The sequence below is a fragment of the Escherichia sp. HH091_1A genome, assembly GCF_030295175.1.
Classification (GTDB): Bacteria; Pseudomonadota; Gammaproteobacteria; order Enterobacterales; family Enterobacteriaceae; genus Escherichia; species Escherichia coli_F.
Genome location: NZ_AP025749.1, coordinates 1 through 16,602, shown reverse-complemented (window position 1 = coordinate 16,602; position 16,602 = coordinate 1). Strand labels below are relative to the sequence as shown.

Below are 16,602 nucleotides of genomic sequence, written 5' to 3'. Positions count from 1 at the left end.
TTGTATGTGCTTCATTACCCGCTCTGAATATCTGAATACTGCTCGTAAGCGCATGGTTTCTCACTACAGCTTATATAAGTGGTTTTTCCAGCGGTTTTGCGCCGCGCTGCGCTTCTCTTTTACTCCCTCTCTGGCAATTCCAGAAAATGAGAACAACACCACACGGCGATTGCTAACTCTCAACCACTGGCTGGGATAGCAAAGTCTGTATACACGGGAGATAAGCATCTTAGCTTTACGGTTTTTCATCGTTTTGCTCTCCTGCGTCTCCTTTGGTGCGAATTCCAGCGGCGCGCTCGGCTTCACTTTGTTCCCAAAACCACTTGTGAAGCTCCATGAGCTTTTCGTCAATCGGTGCATATTTGCGATTAAAGTAGGCCTGAGCATCTTTCTCAGATTCGTCCGGCAATTCGCCTGGACCAAACAGTGTGTTATAAATCCATGCCAGTCCGCTTTTAGCGTCGCCAGTCGATTGCCATTCGATAATGGCAGCCTGCATGACCAGAATGTTTTTCCCGATTAATAGGTCCAGTTCTTTGTACCTGTTGCGGATGTATGCATTCTCGCTTTGTAATTTTGCGTTGCGCTTCTCTGCGGCTTCCAGCTCAACACGCAGCTTCCCTACCGTTAGCGCAATTTCCTCGTTCTCCTGGTCACGGCGTTTTATGTATTGCTGGTTTCTTTCCCGTTCATCCAGAAGCCCCAGCACAATGTGTGGCGTTATCAAGGACTCAAATTCGGCAACAGCTTGCTCGCCTCGCTTGTAATTCTTTTTCGCGTTCTGTGCCGCCTCACGCAGTGCCTGATAGTTAATTGCTGTGCTGTTAGTCATTCCAGGCCTCCAGCTCGTTCTGAATCTCCTCGTCAACCTCGTCATTGGTGGCGTCTTCGTTCAGATGGTCGCGCGCCTCTTTGAGATACTGTTCACGGCGTTCGTGGTACCAGGCAGAGAACTCCGGCGACCATCCTCGATTAGCCCCCTGAAAATCTACCATCGCATTATCCTCAGCCATACGCTCGACCATGCAATCCGCGGTGGTCAGTGCAACCTCACGGATGTACCCCCGCAGGTCACGCTTACGCCAATACGGGCTATATTTTGAGTCGCAGCGACCTTTAAATTCGACGGTCCAGCGACGGATGCAGCGTGCGTTAAGTGATTTGCTCATAGTTATGCTTCCTGAATACGCTTAAACTCAATTACCCATACCCACGGGTTAGATAGCCAGTTCTCTTGCCCGTAAATACCGCGCCAGATATCACCAAAGCCAACGCGATAAACAGCTTCAGGTGGCGTAATCTTGTACGTCGCCGGAGTTGCGCCTTCTGCTTTAGCATCTGCCTCGCTCATGTCATGCAGCCGCTCCACACGCACGTCGGTAATTTCCAGCAAAATACGCGAAGCCCAGCGCGGCATGTGAATTGATGGACACCACCCGCCATCAAACTTTTCATTCACAGTGTGAGGCTTCCAGTCGGCATCATCGGGTATCGACCATAAGCCATAATCCCCCGGTTTTTGCTCACAACTGGCCCGATAAATCCTTGCTGCGTTCTTCTCATCGCCACGACAAAGGTTGTCGTTCCAGTCCACACTGCAACCATCCTCATTGCCTAATATCGCCCACGCTTCACGGACCCATATGCGATCACCAACGTTACCGAACGGGCATAAACCATGTTCAGGTGCATCCATAACGTGGGTATAGACACCATTGCGTTTCTTTGTCGGTTTACGGATAACCAGGCAGTTATCGGCCCTGACATTTTTTACAGGTCGGCGAGTCTGCGTCTTCCTTCCTTCGAGGATGGCCCTAACCATATCGTCATTAAAAACAACACCACGTTCTTTCATTTAGAAGCCACCTTGTTCAATTTCCGGCGACAAGACACGCAATCATCAGGACTCTCAAAAGTGTCTGGCTCACGGTAATCACCAAAATACATCCAACGGCCGCAAATGCTGGTCACTTCACCTTCATTAAAATAATGATGTTTATTCGCCTTCATTGGCCTGACCCATCCGGCATTTTTCTTGCTCACTTCAACTCCTCCCGACGACGTTCCTGAAGCTCTAGCATTGCGGCTCGGAAATCCTGCCACCATTCTTCATCGGCTACTGGGGTGTTCCGCTCCAGCACCTTGTCCGCATCGGCGATCAGGTTTGCCAGACTCTTGTCTGAAATCTTCGTTACCGGAGTCGTTGGTTGCTCAACCTGCCCGATAGGTTTTATCGTGCTCAAAAGGAGGCGACGGCGGGAAAGTGGTGCCCCACAACGACGGCCATCTTCCTTGCGATATGTTTCTTTCGGACCAACACACCAGGTTGTCGGCGTCTCGCGCAACTTCACTTTTTTCTCACCATCATTGGTAATGATTATTCCGGTATGTGTTTTGATGCTCATGCCACAGCCCCTCTCAACGGCTTAACTTTGGCTAATAAGGTGTTAAACAACATGGAGTTAGGATTCATGCCAAATGGCAATTCCGGTTTAGCGGAGTAGTACAGGCAACCATTTATTTTCCTGGTTGTTATCTGTCCTTCGGCAACCATGCTTCTCAGTCTGCAACGCATAGAGTTCTGCGACACACCAATGTGCTCCGCGATTACGTCCACTTTTGAACATGGGTGATCGGTCAGGAAATTAATCACATCTTGGGGGTTAATAATTTTGCGTTTCATTGTCGAGGCATCCTTATACATTTATATAAATATATAATTCTATATACGGCGGGAGACGTCCCGCCGTAGGCTTACTGTCAGGCTTTCAATAGCGATTCTTTTAGATATCGGGCATCAGCCAGGGCGTTTGGAGTAATCTTGCGAACCCATGCATTACGGGTTGGACTCCACTTAAAGGCGCGTGATTTAAGCAGCGAACGAATGTTTGCCTCTGGTTTGCCAGGGAAATAAAACAGGATGCGGTTATCCTCTGGATCTATCTCCATAGAAAAGCCGTCGTATTCTTCGCGCTGTGCTCCTGTTACAGACTTGACCGATTCAAGCTCCTTAATACGGCTCTGTAGTCGTTTGATTTCGGCGTTATTGTTGCTCAGTGCGTATGAAGGGAATCCGATGCGCCCACAGAAATCTCCGGCCAGTAACTCTTTGGCTTCGCTTTCTGTAAACCTGAGATCGATTAATGCAGAAAGCTGCTGTAATTGGTCTTTTTTGTATTTGCGAATGGCCTTATTTGCGGCCTTCATTTTGACGTGTGACTTCATGCAGCCTTGCAGCTTACGAAGCAACTTAAATAGCGCATCAGGATCATCAGACGAAATTCCATTACGACCAACACCTGCGGCTTTGCTCTCGTAGTGTGATGCTTTACTTTCGCATTCAACAAACGCTTTTCTTAATAACGCATCAGCTTTAGACAAACGGCGGCGATGGCCTTTCGCGCTATAATGGTCAACTAAAATCGGCTGGCCTAACGGGATCACATCCAACAGGTCATGCGCTCGCTTATGCGCTACCGCACCTTCTTTTCTGGCTTTTTCTGCACGAGCAATATATCGGGCAAGACGCGCGTTCTGGCGTTCCTGATAGGTGTTTACGTAATCATCTCCGCGCTGCTGCTGTTCAAGCCATGCTTTGCGCAGATCTTCTGTTACGTCCACCAGCTCCGCAGGGATACAACCAGTTTGGGCTTCATAAGAGTAACCATCCTCATAGATGCGCCCATCGTCTTCAACAAAGAAAAAGGTTTCGTGCTCATCGCTTTTGACCATACGACCATTAACATGGCGTAATAGGTAGCCAGTATCAGTGCTTAACAGGCTGTTAGGGTTGTTGATCCAGTCAGAAATAATTTCTTGTTTATTCATCAGATTTCTCCGGTTTAACCAGGGCGGGTATCGCTCGGTTTCGGGTATAACCTTAGGAAATTTTTTCCCACCTGTAAAGCACTTTTATATAAATCTATAATTATATATTTATAGATTTTCGATGTTCCCGATGTCTACACACCATCAAAACAGCTCAAAATGACACTTTTACTCTCTTCGCTTTTTCAAATAGTCGACAACATACGCCCTGGCTTTTGCCAGCTTCCGGCGATACTGTCTGAGACTAAGAGAAAGGGCGTGGGCTTTATCAATATGCGGTGCATTTATGTCGAGGCCCCGAATCTCCCACGCCCCGTATTCAATTCGGACAACCAGCGCCGCAGTCTCATCAACTACCGTGAGGGCCGTCACCGCTCCCTCGATACTGGTTTCCAGTGAGTCATTTGGTGCGCCGCCCCCTCCGGTAAACTGGCAGCGCGTAACCATCATCATTTCTAACATCGACGCGAAACCGCTACGGGCGTTGCAGCCATTGCGCACCCACAGCGCCCATAGCTCAAACAAGCTATCCAGATCGCGTCTCACTGTTCAGATCTCCCGTATCGTGACGGGATAAAGCGCCTCTACCTGCTTTTTCTTCATGATGTAGACGTCTGTTCGCACACCTTTAGTGTCGACACAATCAATCGTCCCATCGTCATAAAACACCATGAAATCAAGTTTATAAACGACACCACCAGGCAGATGAAAAGGCACCTGCATAAGAAACGTCACAACGCGGCCAGCTTTTCTCAGTAGCTTCAGTTCGCAGTAGTAATCAGCCTCTTTTTTGCTATCAAAAGCGATATCATCGACAACAGTTTTTTTATTGCCGTATTTGCTTTTCCTGGTCGCTGGTTTGCGAAAGCCGGTATATCTCATTTGGTATCCCCTGGTACTTCACCAAGACTAAGATCAAACCCAATTTCGTCTTTAACTGACTGCGGCAACAGCTCCCACGTCTGCGCACACAAAAATTCATCGGTGCCATAACGCTCAACAAAGCGAGCACAATTACTCAGGGGAGGGTGACGAACGGCAATATGCGGAGGCACGCGCCCACCACCAGGCACAACACCGCGATGATGTGGTGCGCACAACCCAAAGCTATGGAAGTGGCAATTCTCATCAACGCTGCCGTAATCAGGATCGTGATGTAGCTCCGTCCACAGCTCTGGATTCTCAATTTCACGGCCATCAATAATGCAAGCTATGCAACCCACGTGAGTGAGCACCGCTTGTATATAAAGTTTCTCTTTCTTCGTTGGTGTACGTCCGTTCATCAGCGCCCCTTACCATTGATAAAGAGGTTGAACTCGTTGATTAACTGGACATACATGCTTCTGGCCGCGTAGTTCTTTGCCAGCTCTTTACGGGATGAGATCCCGCAAAACTCACGCAGAATCACAGAGGCCTCAGAACTGTTTGAAACGTTCTTCCCTGTTTTACTGGTCAGAAAGCGCCAGAATTGGGGATTCTGGCAATGCATCGCAGCACCGCGAACATAACTACTCATTGATGGCCCCCGTCATTTCTGGTGCTTTTCACCGTGCGGCTTCTTAAAAACCTGCCATCACGAACAACAGACACTTCTCGTTTACCCAACCTCATTTCACGGCGGTAACATTCAGAAAATGCCTCGTCCGGCATCATATAAATGCGACGCTTCGCCTCCGTATCCAGAAGGGAACGGCTTGGGGTTACATATAAAAACGACTCATCAATAGGGACCAAACCACGAGCAAGAATTGCTGGCAGAATGCCAGGAAGAACGCAGAAAACAGCTCCACGATGCAGCAACATCTGGTACTCCATGACCTCCGTTATCCCCGTGACTACTGTTACGGTGTCACGTCTGTTACGGCTGGCAACCAGTCGCTGCACACGTCCAATTTTCTGATCTACAGATAGATGTTTGCTATCGTTATCAATATGATCGATAACAAATCCTTTAATCGTTTGATCAAGGTAGTGCACCACCTTCGATTGAATCTGGTGATTATCACCAAAGAAGGCCAGAATCATCATTCCTCAAGCCTCCCAAGTGCTGAACGCCGGGCGTTGCTAATCTCCTTATGAATCAGCTCGATATCGCTGGAATCTTTATTCTTAAACTCCAGCATGGCAATCGCATCACGAACCTCTGAAACGGTTACGTGTGAGTGTTTCCAGCGAGCAATGAATCGCGGACCGCGTAGATTGCAACGCTCCGCAGGCATCCCCAGCTCAGAGAAAACCGCTTTCAGCCTTGATAAGCAGTTAACAGGGAGATTCCCTTTGATCTTGTTCTGCCGAACCGATGTGCCATCGCTACGCTGGCGCTGACGTTCGGCAAAATCTGCCGCCCATTGCTGGACGTTAATCCGGCCTTCCGAATACGCCACCAGCAGCGTCAGGTTATCCGCACGAGGGAATCTCTCGAAGCGATACCAGGCACCAATCAGTGATGACGTAAAGCCAAACTTTCTGGCAACACCAATTTGGCCTCCATTTTCGTCAACCCACTCCTGAAAGGTCATTTAACGAACTCCAGTTAAACCACAATATGTGGTATTAAAACCACATATTGTGGGTTTTTCAATGGGCGAAACAAAAAATAACCTTCTATTTGTGGTCCACCTCTCGTCTTACCATGTGAAAACCACTAAATGTGGTAATGTATAAATAACCCACCATTCACGATTGATGAGACATGAAAAGCAACGACGAGAACATCAAGAAAGAAATAGGTCTGCGCATTCAGACTCTACGGAAACAATCCGGCATGACTGCCGGAGATCTCCAGCAAGTCACTGGAATAGGCTTAAGCACCTTGCAGAACTATGAGGCCGGATTAAGACAACCATCTATACCTGCCATCAAGAAAATCGCGCACGCCCTGAAAGCATCAGCGCCTTATATCGCGTGCTTAACAGATAACCCGTTCCCACCCCAGAATACTAACGCTCCTGTTATTCCTGGGCTTGTAGCTATAAAAAATGACATAGCATCGCACGCCGGAGAAAAGCCAGTGCTGGCGATAGAACAGGAGATTCTACGAAGCAAGAACATCAACCCATCGTCTCTGTCAGTTCTCCAGAGCAACGATGAGTTAATGTCACCAACAATATCCCCTGGCTCCCAAGTCCTGATTAATACAGACGATACAGAGATTCATGAGGGGATCTATGCCCTTGAAGACAGAAATGGCCTGGTTGTTTTGAGGCACTGTAGAGTCATACCGGGTGACAATGCTGTTATGCTGTCAACCGAAAGGGATGCTGAAATGAACACTAAGCATCTGAATAACGAGGAATTTAAGCGTTATAAAGTTCTTGGCCGCGTAGTTAGTGTTGTCAACTGGTTATGATACACAGCACGGCGAAAGCCGTGCATTTCTACGCTCAAAAAAACCACATTTTGTGGTTTTGACAACATGTAAAAGTATAAAAGAGGCTACGCATGGAATTACATACAGCCAATAAAAACGAAACTCTGATCACTGCTGGAATCGAAATCCAAGCGTTGAACATAGCGATTGAGTGTATGTTATGCCAACTCATTGATAATGAGAAAGATATCGACTGGATAGAATCTATCCTTCATCTGGCATCAGAACAAAAAGTCTGCCTCAAAACGGCCTTACAATACGATGTGCCAGCGGTATCGAAGCTGTGCCAGTCATTGATGGCATATAACAGGGCTATTATTTCTGTATGCCTCATGATTCTCGATGAAAACACCCCTCTTAGCGACCGCTCAGAAGCTGCTCTAACCCTCTCACGTAAACAGCGACAGCTAGCAAATCAACTGATATCAACGATAGCTGACCTCTGACTGCAAGCGGGCTAACGCCCGCTTATATAATTATAGATTTATATAATTATATAAAACGCTTTTCATCCGCCAAAAAGTTGGTTATGCTTACCTCATTCTATAAATATAGATTTATAGAATTATATAATCAAACACATGGAGTCTCGACAAATGACTATATCTGTAGGTATTTTCAACGGAAAAGGCGGCGTAACCAAATCAACCATTGCTCGTGCTTTAGCAGTTGCTTATGCAAAGGCTGGCTGGAATGTATGCCTGATCGATATGGATGTGCTTAACGGAACGGTAACGCGTTGGGTACAACGCAGAATGGCCAACAATATCGAACCAGCAATCGCGGCACAGCCGTGCGGCACACCATCACAAGTCCAGAAAATCATCGAATCAGAAGTATACGACCTGGTTATCGTAGATGGCGGTGCCTACGCATCTGAATCAGTACCGAAGCTCTCTGAATTTCTGGATATGGTTATTTTGCCAACCAGATTCTCTACCGATGACCTGGAAACCACCGTTAACACAGCTCACGGCATCGTTAAAAAGGGTGTACCAATCAAGAAAATTTGCATGGTGTTTTCCGGCGCGGCTGAAAACGAAGCTGACTATATTGAAGCCCAAGAGTACCTGGCTAATACGCCATACTTTGTTGTCGATAAGTACATTCCCCACAAGCCAGCTCTGAGCAAAGCTCAGGATAAGGGCTTAAGCCTCATTGAGTGCTCATACGTTGCGCCACGCAAAAAGGCAGACGACGTTATTCAGGGGATTATCAACCAGCTTGAGGCTCTGACTACTGCCGCGTAATATATAATTATAGTTTTATAGATTTATATAAGAGGGGATGCACATGGCCGCACCATCAAAACCACCAAAGAAGAACAGCAAAGGCGTACCGCCATCGATCGAACAACCGCAGGTTTTCGACCCGACTGAAACGCCAACCAGAACCAAATCAGGTGGGGCACAAATGGCGTTTAACGTCGACCCTGAATTTAAACGCGAGTACAAAACGTTCGCCAGCTCAATGGATATGTCATTGAAAGAAGTGCTGACAAAATCTTTTGAGTTACTCAAGGCTCAATACAACCAGAAGTAAGAGAAGGTGACGGCCTCCAGCGCCAACTGTTGGCCGTCGCGACACAACAAGGGGAATTTGTTATGTCCGAGCAACAATATACACGGTTACTGAAAACTCGTCTAACCGACCTCAAACGGCTGCAAGCTGGTCGCTTATTTGCCCTGCTATCCACCAGGCCAGAATGGGTACGTGAAGCAGTTCTGAAAGGCTTAATGCGCTCCAGCGTTTAAATTCAACCATAAAAAAGGCCCCCGAAGGGGCCTAATCGCTACTTGCTGCTAATGTTTATCGTCACATTCAGAGCGTTATCAGTAATCTTCCAACCCTCCCCATGTGGCGTAAACAAAGCTCCAGTAACAACGATAAAAATACACATACAGTATTTTTTCATTGTATGGCCCTTACAGGCCGTTTCACGGCATCCCCACCGACGAAAACAACGCGAGAGCAAGCACGGCTGCTTGTGCTTGCATGTACGGCAACGGAGAATCCTCCCCTAAAGTCGGTGCCCGGGTGCGAATCGGCGGGAAGGTCCACAGGTATTTTACGATTATTTTAAGATTAGTAATAGGAAAGAAATTAAACGAAAAAACTCGTTTATTTTCACAAAATCAGTAACCTACCCACAATCTGTGAGTTTGCAGGCACAACAAGAACCACAATTTTTTGAAGCATAATAGTGGACTATTATTACCTTTTGGGTAAAATTAACTTGCTGCTTGTGCTTGCGTGGTTGTTTATACAACAACGTAATGCTGAAAGGACCGCGAATCCGATCAGCACGAAAGAACCGTCCTCAATAGGGCGGTTCTTTTGTTTCTGCCTACCAATAAACCCACGCTATGTGGTTGTCTCTGTTAAAATCCCGCCGTATTGACATGAATGCGCCATTGGTGGACACTTTCCGAGCCGTAGCAAAATCTACGGCCGGGATTGGAACCCCGATAATCATCATGGCGCATACCGCGTTAGCGGTTTTTTTATGCGTAAAGCACTGCTACACCCAAATTATGGTGGGGCGTGCGGGGGAGTCGTAAGACTCGCCGGATTCCATGGTGACCGGTAGTTCCAACCCTGTACGTCTCACCACCCAATGATTGGAACCAGACGGTGGTGAGTATCCTTAACCTTTAAGGGAACTATCACCATGACAAACTTACCCCATGACTATTACGTCAACCTCGTAAAGATCCTTCTCAAGAAAGCCTCATACGCCGATAAACTCCGCCTGGCTGAAATCATCGAGCGCGAAGCTATGCGCATCGCCAGCAACGATAACGCTGTTTCTGACGCAAAAATCTCCCTCGTAACCAAAGTAGTTATGGGAGGTACAAAATGAAAACGCTTCCGACCGTTAACACCCTACAGCCTATCCTGCATAACCAGATCCCCGTTATCACTAGTGAACTTCTGGCGCAGTTATACGGAACAAAAATCAAAAACATTTCTGATAACTTTCTGAACAACACGACGCGATTCATAGCCGGAAAGCATTACTTTAAAATTGAAAAAAACGAATTACGCGAGTTCAAGAACAGACCTGAAACAATCGGGTTAGTTGGTAAAAATGCCCGCTCCCTAATTCTCTGGACCGAACACGGAGCAGCCCGTCACGCCAAAATGCTCGAAACCGATCAGGCTTGGGATGTGTTCGAAAAACTGGAAGACTGCTATTTCAACCAGAACGCACAAACGGCCGCGACCGTAACCGTCTCACCAAACAATGCTCGTGAGGTTGTCGATACGCTCAACGCCAAACCGATGTTTTACATTAAAGTGTGCAACAACGAGCCACTCACAACCTCAGCCGATGTTGCCCAGGCATTCAGCACCACAAACAATTCCATCGTTATGGCCATCGATGCGTTACGCATTCCTCGCACAGCTGCGGCGCGTCATTTCTTTAAAGAGCAACGACCGTTGGAAGGAAGCGACCGCGAAATAACAATCTATCGCATGACAAAAGACGGATTTACCTTGCTCATGGAAAGTATCGACGGTCCAGGCGTGAAGGATATCAAGCTGGCCTACATTGAAGCCTTTAACGCTATCAGCAGCGTGTTAAAAACACAGTACGAGCGCGATCTGGCTAAACGACTGTACCAGGAAAAAACGATTATCCGCGCGGCAACAGAGCATAATCGGCTATTAACGGAACCGAACTACAGGAAGGAACTAATCAAGGAGTTTGACAAGGCAACAGGGAAAACCAAAGCGGCGCTAAGTCTGCCAGCAATGACTCAGGAAAATGTGATATCAGCCTTACTTCTTGATCTGCTCAGAAACGCCAGAGCACTTATCAGCTTTGACGAAAACCTGAATCCTCAGCTCAAGCTACTACCACCGACAGGCAAAGTAGTCGACCAGGCTGATCACAACAGCATACTCAGCGTACTGGATGCAAACCTGCCAGCCAGGACACTACAGGATCTGATAAAAACATGTGCTGATAAGCTGGCACAGAAAAGCAGACCATAACTACAAGGGGCTACGGCCCCTTACTCTTTTCTCTCTTATCAACACCAGAGACTTTCTGAAAATCCTTTCGAATAGCGTCAGCGTCACGCGCCAAGCCCATACTCGAACGTGTCGCCATATGACGAAAATGATCAACTGCCGGAAACAAAGAAATAATGGACCCAATAGCTTGCAGCAAACTCGCTTTTCTACGCATCATAATTCCACCATAACCGATAACCACCCTTCAGACACACCCCCCCCTCCCCCCATACAGGGTGCCCTTTACCGGAGTTCCGGCCCCTTCTCAAAAGCATCAAAAAAAGCTCGAGATCGAGTACCGGAACTCATGCCACCAGATAGCTCCACATCGTTTCCAATGCTTCGCCGCCGTGTGCGCCCTGTGGCCCACAATCATGCCATTGGTCGTCTGATATACCTTCTTCTGCTCATAGAGCACAGGCGAGTTGTCGCACTCCTGCCTTTCTCAGACTCGACTTAGTTTAGATCGCTGTTCCTGGCTTGCGTCAGCACACTTTCCCCTTGTACGCATACCCGCGCGCCACTTCGCCCAAAAACACCGAACCCAACGAAGTGGCAAAGACAACGACGCGAGCGTGAGTCTGAAATGGGCACCAGTAAAAAAGGGGTTGCAGGCGCAAAAAGATTTGATTATCTTTAGACGCAAGAAAGCCGCCCCAATCAAGAGGTGTCTTTTTAAATCCAGCCTACCAAGCAAGATTTAAATTTCAGACTGAAAACCGCCCGGCAAGGCGGTTTTTGTCTTTCTGGCGCTTACATTACACCACCATAAAACGATCCGTAAAGGATCATTTGATCCCTTGTTCCAATTCTGCCGACACTTTAACCTTTTCCCATACAAGGGTTTGCAGCCTTAACAGAATCGCATCTTTATCAAGGTGTGAAAGATCCTTAACCATATCGTCAAACGACAGAACGCGAATGGCCATCTCAATGACCCTCGGCGGCTCCCCCTTCTCATATCGCTTATATGTAGCCAACGATATCCCAAACTCTTCGGCTGCTCGCTCCTGCGTCCAGTTCATCCCACGACGCCATAATTTCAATTCGTAACCCGTCATTACATCCTCTACCTTTCCCTAGATATTCAATAAATTAGACATAGCCACTCACGACAAAATAAGATGTATTAACAATCCAATCTTTAGGCTTTAGGTAAAAAATGAGTTCATCTGCTTTTGTCACCGTGGTCACTGGTGTAAGTGTTTTTGTTCTAGGCCAACTCATCGTCAAAGGAGCTATTGAGCCTTACATTTCATTCAGGGAACAACTAGGGAAAATATCCAATCTGTTATTATGTAACCAAGCAAAAATAGTGAATCCTGGCTCGAACTTAAAGCCAGAAATCATTCATGATCTAAAAGATTCCGCAGCACAGTTAATGGCGAAATATTCCACTTTACCTTTCTATATCAAAAAGTTACATATCGGCTTTCGTCTTGTTCCATCAGCCACCGAGATTCTTGGGGCAGCTCAAAATTTGAACTATATAGCGTCAATACATGAAGGTAAGACTGGGGAGAATCCATCTAAGCATCTCGAAGAGATTGGCCATATGCTCAAAATACCAACTACCTATTCAAGCTAACCCAATGTAAGTTATCGGCTTGCCCCACAATAAGTTATCTATCTTCAAACGCCCCCTATATTAACACTCGCAAAGTGTCAAAATGACACTTTGCGCATTGTGTTTACTTAACGAGGAATAAAAATGGTTTATTGTTCGGCGGTGTAATCGGGGCTGGCTCGCTTTTGCTCATGCGATCAGTGTACCAGGCCAACTCCTTGTCAAAGTAAGCCTGATTAAAATAGGCCATGAATGTAGTTTCAAATCCATAACGACCGCTAATACGCAGCATCTGATTGCCGTTCTCTGTTTCCAGATATACCTGGGCACGTTCCTGATTCTCCTTCAGCCAGGTTAAAGCCTCATCGCATGAGGACACACGATACTCATCATCGTAGCAGTCATCGATGCGGCTTGAGGAAGAACGGCAAATCACGCCAACAGAACCAGCCAGGATAGTTTGAATTTTAAGGAAAGCGTTTTTGCGGATTTTAATCATGCTCATCGGGTTATCTCCGGTTTAACCAGGGCGGGTATCGCTCGGTTTCGGGTATAACCTTAGGAATTTTTTTCCCACCTGTAAAGCACTTTTTATATAAATATATAATTATATAATTCTATAAGCACAAAAAAGCCCCTTTGCAACAGGGGCTTATCATTCGTTCTGATCAGATGTTAAACGCTATTCGTTTTCCTGTGGGAAGCTCAACATCCAGGCTTAATTTGCCTCCCATAGCTTCAACGTAACGCTTTAATGTCGCCAGCTTTAAATCATTTCCGCGCTGCTCCAGCTTTGTTACTGCTGGCTGGCTTATACCCATCGCCTCAGCAACCTGTTTTTGTGATAACTGGAGTTCTTCACGCATCATCTGCAAGCCGACCTCAAGAATCATCTCATCTGCCATTTCTTTAATTCGCGCCTGGCTTTCCGGTGAACGGCTGGCAATCGCCTCATCTAATGTTCTCATTACTTGCTCTCCAGTGTGTTCAGATGTGCTGCAAACTCATCCTCAGCTATACGCACCAGTTTTTCATAAAACCGCTTATCGTTACTTTTGTCTCCTGCACAAAGAACGATGGCCCGGCGAATCGGATCGAACGCATAAAAGGCTCTTATCGGACGGCCAGAAAACTGAACGCGAAGCTCTTTCATATTTTTGTACCGAGAACCTTTTACGGTATCGGCATATGGCCTGGGTAACTCAGGTCCGTAAACCTGTAGCTTTTTCAAATCAGCCAAAACCTTTTCCTGAAGAGCGTCTTCTTGCTCATTTAGCCAGTCGTCAAATCGCTGGCTAAAAAGTACCGTCCACATGCTCAATCCTATAACCTGTAGTTTATATCACTAACTATATAACCTGTGAGTTATAATTTCAAGAAAAACGGGGCTATTTAACATAATGGACGTTATCGGCACCACCGGATCACCGTTCATTGTCGGATCTAAAAAATCCGCTCAAAAGATCATGTTTTCCTGGGCGTTTTCCACCGTTTTTTATGTTGCTTATTTGTTAATGAAATCTCGTTTTCAGTTTCGCCTCATTTTCGACGCGAAAGCCCTATTTTTGTGACTTTACTCCTGGCATATGGACTTCCCAGCGACGAATCCCCATAGCTGCGCAAAAATCAGCCACATAATTCAATCCCGCCCATTCGCGGATACCACCACGGGCTTTTTCAATGAAAACGGCAATCCCTTTTTTATTGAGAGCAAAAAGCCGCCAGCTTTTTGTCACTTCGTCCTGGGTAGCCACAACACAAGTGAAAGCTCCCATGCGATACAGGTCCAAGAACTCTTTGCGTGTTTTGCGTACAAGTTCCATAACAAACCTCATATTTGCATGTTTCAAACATCTGTTTTGTTATCAATGAAGATTAACCCTAACCCAGCGAAGTAACACAGCAGCGCCCAGGCTGCATACGGAATGCTGGATCTGGATGTGGACTCCTTTAACATCTGCCAGTTGCGAACATTGCGACTATCTTTTAAGCCAAGTTTTTTGGCCAACTGCGAGCCGCTCATTCCGGTCAGGCCAATGACTGCCCGAACTTCTCCACATGTAGGAGATTCCCATTCATCCGCTTTTTTTAAACAAGCCGGATTCAACATTTTTAAAACAGTATCTTTATCCATAACCATCTCCATTTATTATATCTACGATGGTAGGAAATCTTTTCCTATGTGGCAATAGAAATTTACTACATTGCGTATAAGACAAGTTTTCTATGTCTAATAGGAAATGATGTTTCTTACGTTTTATCGCGTTCTGATGGCTACTGTGTGCGTATTTATCGACGTTTATTGATAAGGCTCGCCCCTTCCTCCTGCAAAGCCCGGCCGTAGGCCTTATTTCGGCCTTATATAAATTGATTTTGTATAGTTCGAAACGCGCCGTTTCGAAAAGGATGATCAGGCTGCTCCATGCCTCCGGCAAGTGCCGGAGGAGGTATATTTGAGCGTAGCGACTCGAACCGGCGCGAGCTTTAGCTCGCTGCAAGGGCGAACATATTCACAGGCAAAGCCTGCGTAAGTTAAATAAAGAAAGTTTTAATAAAAGAAAGTGATTTTGCATTTATTTGTTTAGTGCATCTATTATAAAAAACCATTTGCATATACATATCAAAACTGTGGATAACTTTATTAGCCGATGCCTGTAAAGGCGATATTTTTGCTGTGTTCAGGTTTAGAGAAAATTAATTTAGATTGTTTTTTGAACAGATATTTTATTGCGACGTAGATAATCCTCCGGTAAAACCGGATTCATCATTCAGGTGGGTTAATGTTGGAGTGATTTCCAGGTCTTTCTTAGCCTGTTATAACGCTGCTCAACGAGGGAGCGTAAATATGCAAGGTCAGCACCAGGATACATGCCATCAGCAAATTCCTGGCTAACCTCTCTAGTGATTTGATGGCGAAGTTCGGCCTCTCCCTTTTCCTGAACAAGACGCGCAGCTCTCTCCGCTGCTTTCTGTTTTGCCTTTATCTCTCTGGCCGTCTTCCTCTGACGCCATACATTCTCCATCTGCTCCTGAATAACAATACGCTTATAATCAGCCTCCGTTATCGCTTTTTTAAGCCGTTCGCTATTCTTCGCATTGAAGTAATTAAGTTTCTGGCTAACCGCACGTCTCCATGCTTGTTCAGTAATACCAACTGTTTCCAGCAGTTGATCACGAATCTCGATTTTCGCTGGCCAATACTGTTTATTCACCCGATCCCAGCGACGTTCATAATCAATAAAACCTAACTCTTTCAGTTGCGACAACGCCCTTGTACAGCGCGTTATAGACTTGTTCCCAGCTTCGGATACGGTAGACAGGCCGCAAAAATCAGCCAACGCCTCAGCACTGGCCAGAACCCGCTTAGAAATGATGTTTACATGGTGCAAAATCGCAGCAATCACAGCATTAATCGCCCGACGACGATGCTCGTTTATCCGGCGTTTCCGCTCTGACGGTTGATTAACGTAGAACGCAACCTCACACGTAAGATCACGACCATTAATGCGCTGTAAAGCATCAGATAACACCAGCGGCAGCTTGTGCGTATGGTGCTTTGGAGGCTGGAACTCCGGCGACAAATTACAAACGTAAGCTGAACGTAGAGACGGCATTGGTCTATCCATATGTTCGCTCTTGCGTCCACGGAAAACCAACGTATAATGGGAGTTGTCGAGGCGCCCATGGTTAGTTGTTGGTTTTCCTTTCCGTGGATGTCGCAAGAAGCCCGCAGATTTATCTGCGGGCTTTTTGTTTCCATATCTGGTCACTTTTCAACCAGACACCCACAATCATAACCACGTTACGTGGTTTT

Annotated in this window: 29 protein-coding genes and 1 pseudogene; 8 read left to right on the top strand and 22 right to left on the bottom strand. The window is 46.4% G+C overall.

The window, feature by feature from the left end; translation table 11 throughout:
* Positions 1-63 precede the first annotated feature (63 nt).
* From QUF14_RS28610 to QUF14_RS28545, 14 genes are all read right to left on the bottom strand, one after another.
* Positions 64-249 carry a hypothetical protein gene (locus QUF14_RS28610; RefSeq protein ID WP_042968898.1) on the bottom strand — a complete coding sequence of 62 codons (186 nt, stop codon included), beginning with the start codon at positions 247-249 and terminating at the stop codon, positions 64-66.
* Positions 236-832: an ead/Ea22-like family protein gene (locus QUF14_RS28605; RefSeq protein WP_115785764.1), complete on the bottom strand. Its 597-nt coding sequence runs from the start codon at positions 830-832 to the stop codon at positions 236-238. The genes QUF14_RS28610 and QUF14_RS28605 overlap by 14 nt, the downstream gene beginning before the upstream one ends.
* The gene (locus QUF14_RS28600; protein ID WP_032271980.1) at positions 825-1,169 is read right to left on the bottom strand and encodes a hypothetical protein; all 345 of its coding nucleotides are present in this window, start codon (positions 1,167-1,169) and stop codon (positions 825-827) included. Before QUF14_RS28600 ends, QUF14_RS28605 begins: the two co-directional genes overlap by 8 nt.
* Before the next feature lie 2 nt (positions 1,170-1,171).
* Positions 1,172-1,855: an ASCH domain-containing protein gene (locus QUF14_RS28595; RefSeq protein WP_042968900.1), complete on the bottom strand. Its 684-nt coding sequence runs from the start codon at positions 1,853-1,855 to the stop codon at positions 1,172-1,174.
* Entirely contained in the window at positions 1,852-2,010 is a 159-nt protein-coding gene (locus tag QUF14_RS28590; RefSeq protein WP_001706266.1) for a hypothetical protein, read from the bottom strand. Before QUF14_RS28590 ends, QUF14_RS28595 begins: the two co-directional genes overlap by 4 nt.
* A gap of 29 nt (positions 2,011-2,039) precedes the next feature.
* Positions 2,040-2,405, bottom strand: a complete 366-nt coding sequence (locus QUF14_RS28585) for a hypothetical protein (RefSeq protein WP_001521425.1) — start codon at positions 2,403-2,405, stop codon at positions 2,040-2,042.
* A complete protein-coding gene (locus QUF14_RS28580) occupies positions 2,402-2,683 on the bottom strand; it encodes a helix-turn-helix domain-containing protein (protein WP_000823235.1) in 282 nt (93 codons plus the stop codon). Before QUF14_RS28580 ends, QUF14_RS28585 begins: the two co-directional genes overlap by 4 nt.
* Before the next feature lie 77 nt (positions 2,684-2,760).
* On the bottom strand, positions 2,761-3,828 hold the full coding sequence (locus QUF14_RS28575; RefSeq protein WP_096040784.1) for a DUF3560 domain-containing protein: 1,068 nt from the start codon (positions 3,826-3,828) through the stop codon (positions 2,761-2,763).
* Positions 3,829-3,996: 168 nt separating this feature from the next.
* Complete coding sequence (locus tag QUF14_RS28570; RefSeq protein WP_001250512.1) at positions 3,997-4,374, bottom strand: hypothetical protein; 378 nt, start codon at positions 4,372-4,374, stop codon at positions 3,997-3,999.
* A gap of 3 nt (positions 4,375-4,377) precedes the next feature.
* Positions 4,378-4,710 carry a DUF1064 domain-containing protein gene (locus QUF14_RS28565; RefSeq protein WP_001270825.1) on the bottom strand — a complete coding sequence of 111 codons (333 nt, stop codon included), beginning with the start codon at positions 4,708-4,710 and terminating at the stop codon, positions 4,378-4,380.
* Positions 4,707-5,111 carry a Ref family recombination enhancement nuclease gene (locus tag QUF14_RS28560; protein WP_001014473.1) on the bottom strand — a complete coding sequence of 135 codons (405 nt, stop codon included), beginning with the start codon at positions 5,109-5,111 and terminating at the stop codon, positions 4,707-4,709. The genes QUF14_RS28565 and QUF14_RS28560 overlap by 4 nt, the downstream gene beginning before the upstream one ends.
* Positions 5,111-5,344 carry a hypothetical protein gene (locus tag QUF14_RS28555; RefSeq protein WP_000100624.1) on the bottom strand — a complete coding sequence of 78 codons (234 nt, stop codon included), beginning with the start codon at positions 5,342-5,344 and terminating at the stop codon, positions 5,111-5,113. The genes QUF14_RS28560 and QUF14_RS28555 overlap by 1 nt, the downstream gene beginning before the upstream one ends.
* Complete coding sequence (locus QUF14_RS28550; RefSeq protein WP_096040783.1) at positions 5,341-5,856, bottom strand: hypothetical protein; 516 nt, start codon at positions 5,854-5,856, stop codon at positions 5,341-5,343. The genes QUF14_RS28555 and QUF14_RS28550 overlap by 4 nt, the downstream gene beginning before the upstream one ends.
* On the bottom strand, positions 5,853-6,347 hold the full coding sequence (locus QUF14_RS28545; RefSeq protein WP_033816865.1) for a hypothetical protein: 495 nt from the start codon (positions 6,345-6,347) through the stop codon (positions 5,853-5,855). The genes QUF14_RS28550 and QUF14_RS28545 overlap by 4 nt, the downstream gene beginning before the upstream one ends.
* A 173-nt stretch (positions 6,348-6,520) precedes the next feature.
* Here QUF14_RS28545 and QUF14_RS28540 point away from each other — a divergent pair, with 173 nt between their 5' ends.
* From QUF14_RS28540 to QUF14_RS28505, 7 genes and pseudogenes are all read left to right on the top strand, one after another.
* Complete coding sequence (locus QUF14_RS28540; protein WP_000839976.1) at positions 6,521-7,177, top strand: XRE family transcriptional regulator; 657 nt, start codon at positions 6,521-6,523, stop codon at positions 7,175-7,177.
* Between the two features lie 92 nt (positions 7,178-7,269).
* Positions 7,270-7,644: a hypothetical protein gene (locus tag QUF14_RS28535; RefSeq protein ID WP_042038394.1), complete on the top strand. Its 375-nt coding sequence runs from the start codon at positions 7,270-7,272 to the stop codon at positions 7,642-7,644.
* A 150-nt stretch (positions 7,645-7,794) separates the two neighbouring features.
* A complete protein-coding gene (locus tag QUF14_RS28530) occupies positions 7,795-8,448 on the top strand; it encodes a ParA family protein (protein ID WP_000156167.1) in 654 nt (217 codons plus the stop codon).
* A 43-nt stretch (positions 8,449-8,491) separates the two neighbouring features.
* A complete protein-coding gene (locus QUF14_RS28525; RefSeq protein WP_000730008.1) occupies positions 8,492-8,740 on the top strand; it encodes a hypothetical protein in 249 nt (82 codons plus the stop codon).
* A 1,129-nt stretch (positions 8,741-9,869) separates the two neighbouring features.
* Entirely contained in the window at positions 9,870-10,061 is a 192-nt protein-coding gene (locus QUF14_RS28515; RefSeq protein WP_042038396.1) for a hypothetical protein, read from the top strand.
* Positions 10,058-10,405 (top strand): annotated as a pseudogene (locus tag QUF14_RS28510) (ORF6N domain-containing protein); the annotation flags it as partial. The gene QUF14_RS28515 and the pseudogene QUF14_RS28510, both read left to right, overlap by 4 nt.
* Before the next feature lie 78 nt (positions 10,406-10,483).
* Positions 10,484-11,200, top strand: coding sequence for a Rha family transcriptional regulator (locus tag QUF14_RS28505; RefSeq protein ID WP_223673534.1), 717 nt, complete (start codon positions 10,484-10,486; stop codon positions 11,198-11,200).
* 10 nt (positions 11,201-11,210) lie between these two features.
* Here the strand turns inward: QUF14_RS28505 and QUF14_RS28500 are convergent, their stop codons facing one another.
* A complete protein-coding gene (locus QUF14_RS28500; RefSeq protein WP_004105254.1) occupies positions 11,211-11,399 on the bottom strand; it encodes a hypothetical protein in 189 nt (62 codons plus the stop codon).
* A 610-nt stretch (positions 11,400-12,009) separates the two neighbouring features.
* Positions 12,010-12,282 carry a helix-turn-helix domain-containing protein gene (locus tag QUF14_RS28495; RefSeq protein WP_042038402.1) on the bottom strand — a complete coding sequence of 91 codons (273 nt, stop codon included), beginning with the start codon at positions 12,280-12,282 and terminating at the stop codon, positions 12,010-12,012.
* Between the two features lie 101 nt (positions 12,283-12,383).
* Here QUF14_RS28495 and QUF14_RS28490 point away from each other — a divergent pair, with 101 nt between their 5' ends.
* The gene (locus tag QUF14_RS28490) at positions 12,384-12,809 is read left to right on the top strand and encodes a hypothetical protein (RefSeq protein WP_016240784.1); all 426 of its coding nucleotides are present in this window, start codon (positions 12,384-12,386) and stop codon (positions 12,807-12,809) included.
* A 103-nt stretch (positions 12,810-12,912) separates the two neighbouring features.
* Here QUF14_RS28490 and QUF14_RS28485 read toward each other — a convergent pair whose 3' ends face one another.
* The 6 genes from QUF14_RS28485 to repA all read right to left on the bottom strand — a co-directional run bounded on the left by QUF14_RS28485 (position 12,913) and on the right by repA (position 16,414).
* On the bottom strand, positions 12,913-13,293 hold the full coding sequence (locus QUF14_RS28485; RefSeq protein WP_000061761.1) for a hypothetical protein: 381 nt from the start codon (positions 13,291-13,293) through the stop codon (positions 12,913-12,915).
* Between the two features lie 163 nt (positions 13,294-13,456).
* Positions 13,457-13,756 carry a helix-turn-helix domain-containing protein gene (locus QUF14_RS28480; RefSeq protein WP_001259435.1) on the bottom strand — a complete coding sequence of 100 codons (300 nt, stop codon included), beginning with the start codon at positions 13,754-13,756 and terminating at the stop codon, positions 13,457-13,459.
* Positions 13,756-14,103: a type II toxin-antitoxin system RelE/ParE family toxin gene (locus QUF14_RS28475; protein ID WP_000269912.1), complete on the bottom strand. Its 348-nt coding sequence runs from the start codon at positions 14,101-14,103 to the stop codon at positions 13,756-13,758. Before QUF14_RS28475 ends, QUF14_RS28480 begins: the two co-directional genes overlap by 1 nt.
* A 244-nt stretch (positions 14,104-14,347) precedes the next feature.
* Positions 14,348-14,611: a hypothetical protein gene (locus QUF14_RS28470; RefSeq protein WP_000424604.1), complete on the bottom strand. Its 264-nt coding sequence runs from the start codon at positions 14,609-14,611 to the stop codon at positions 14,348-14,350.
* Positions 14,612-14,634: 23 nt separating this feature from the next.
* Entirely contained in the window at positions 14,635-14,922 is a 288-nt protein-coding gene (locus QUF14_RS28465; protein WP_000356589.1) for a helix-turn-helix domain-containing protein, read from the bottom strand.
* A gap of 643 nt (positions 14,923-15,565) precedes the next feature.
* Complete coding sequence (gene repA / locus QUF14_RS28460) at positions 15,566-16,414, bottom strand: plasmid replication initiator RepA (protein ID WP_225190326.1); 849 nt, start codon at positions 16,412-16,414, stop codon at positions 15,566-15,568.
* Positions 16,415-16,602 lie beyond the last annotated feature (188 nt).

What these genes read in the sequence shown, in the direction of transcription:
- QUF14_RS28610 (WP_042968898.1), bottom strand. Translation starts at nt 249, where the DNA reads ATGAAAAACCGTAAAGCTAAGATGCTTATCTCCCGTGTATACAGACTT.
- QUF14_RS28605 (WP_115785764.1), bottom strand. Translation starts at nt 832, where the DNA reads ATGACTAACAGCACAGCAATTAACTATCAGGCACTGCGTGAGGCGGCA.
- QUF14_RS28600 (WP_032271980.1), bottom strand. Translation starts at nt 1,169, where the DNA reads ATGAGCAAATCACTTAACGCACGCTGCATCCGTCGCTGGACCGTCGAA.
- QUF14_RS28595 (WP_042968900.1), bottom strand. Translation starts at nt 1,855, where the DNA reads ATGAAAGAACGTGGTGTTGTTTTTAATGACGATATGGTTAGGGCCATC.
- QUF14_RS28590 (WP_001706266.1), bottom strand. Translation starts at nt 2,010, where the DNA reads ATGAAGGCGAATAAACATCATTATTTTAATGAAGGTGAAGTGACCAGC.
- QUF14_RS28585 (WP_001521425.1), bottom strand. Translation starts at nt 2,405, where the DNA reads ATGAGCATCAAAACACATACCGGAATAATCATTACCAATGATGGTGAG.
- QUF14_RS28580 (WP_000823235.1), bottom strand. Translation starts at nt 2,683, where the DNA reads ATGAAACGCAAAATTATTAACCCCCAAGATGTGATTAATTTCCTGACC.
- QUF14_RS28575 (WP_096040784.1), bottom strand. Translation starts at nt 3,828, where the DNA reads ATGAATAAACAAGAAATTATTTCTGACTGGATCAACAACCCTAACAGC.
- QUF14_RS28565 (WP_001270825.1), bottom strand. Translation starts at nt 4,710, where the DNA reads ATGAGATATACCGGCTTTCGCAAACCAGCGACCAGGAAAAGCAAATAC.
- QUF14_RS28560 (WP_001014473.1), bottom strand. Translation starts at nt 5,111, where the DNA reads ATGAACGGACGTACACCAACGAAGAAAGAGAAACTTTATATACAAGCG.
- QUF14_RS28555 (WP_000100624.1), bottom strand. Translation starts at nt 5,344, where the DNA reads ATGAGTAGTTATGTTCGCGGTGCTGCGATGCATTGCCAGAATCCCCAA.
- QUF14_RS28550 (WP_096040783.1), bottom strand. Translation starts at nt 5,856, where the DNA reads ATGATGATTCTGGCCTTCTTTGGTGATAATCACCAGATTCAATCGAAG.
- QUF14_RS28545 (WP_033816865.1), bottom strand. Translation starts at nt 6,347, where the DNA reads ATGACCTTTCAGGAGTGGGTTGACGAAAATGGAGGCCAAATTGGTGTT.
- QUF14_RS28540 (WP_000839976.1), top strand. Translation starts at nt 6,521, where the DNA reads ATGAAAAGCAACGACGAGAACATCAAGAAAGAAATAGGTCTGCGCATT.
- QUF14_RS28535 (WP_042038394.1), top strand. Translation starts at nt 7,270, where the DNA reads ATGGAATTACATACAGCCAATAAAAACGAAACTCTGATCACTGCTGGA.
- QUF14_RS28530 (WP_000156167.1), top strand. Translation starts at nt 7,795, where the DNA reads ATGACTATATCTGTAGGTATTTTCAACGGAAAAGGCGGCGTAACCAAA.
- QUF14_RS28525 (WP_000730008.1), top strand. Translation starts at nt 8,492, where the DNA reads ATGGCCGCACCATCAAAACCACCAAAGAAGAACAGCAAAGGCGTACCG.
- QUF14_RS28515 (WP_042038396.1), top strand. Translation starts at nt 9,870, where the DNA reads ATGACAAACTTACCCCATGACTATTACGTCAACCTCGTAAAGATCCTT.
- QUF14_RS28505 (WP_223673534.1), top strand. Translation starts at nt 10,484, where the DNA reads ATGTTTTACATTAAAGTGTGCAACAACGAGCCACTCACAACCTCAGCC.
- QUF14_RS28500 (WP_004105254.1), bottom strand. Translation starts at nt 11,399, where the DNA reads ATGATGCGTAGAAAAGCGAGTTTGCTGCAAGCTATTGGGTCCATTATT.
- QUF14_RS28495 (WP_042038402.1), bottom strand. Translation starts at nt 12,282, where the DNA reads ATGACGGGTTACGAATTGAAATTATGGCGTCGTGGGATGAACTGGACG.
- QUF14_RS28490 (WP_016240784.1), top strand. Translation starts at nt 12,384, where the DNA reads ATGAGTTCATCTGCTTTTGTCACCGTGGTCACTGGTGTAAGTGTTTTT.
- QUF14_RS28485 (WP_000061761.1), bottom strand. Translation starts at nt 13,293, where the DNA reads ATGAGCATGATTAAAATCCGCAAAAACGCTTTCCTTAAAATTCAAACT.
- QUF14_RS28480 (WP_001259435.1), bottom strand. Translation starts at nt 13,756, where the DNA reads ATGAGAACATTAGATGAGGCGATTGCCAGCCGTTCACCGGAAAGCCAG.
- QUF14_RS28475 (WP_000269912.1), bottom strand. Translation starts at nt 14,103, where the DNA reads ATGTGGACGGTACTTTTTAGCCAGCGATTTGACGACTGGCTAAATGAG.
- QUF14_RS28470 (WP_000424604.1), bottom strand. Translation starts at nt 14,611, where the DNA reads ATGGAACTTGTACGCAAAACACGCAAAGAGTTCTTGGACCTGTATCGC.
- QUF14_RS28465 (WP_000356589.1), bottom strand. Translation starts at nt 14,922, where the DNA reads ATGGATAAAGATACTGTTTTAAAAATGTTGAATCCGGCTTGTTTAAAA.
- repA (WP_225190326.1), bottom strand. Translation starts at nt 16,414, where the DNA reads ATGGATAGACCAATGCCGTCTCTACGTTCAGCTTACGTTTGTAATTTG.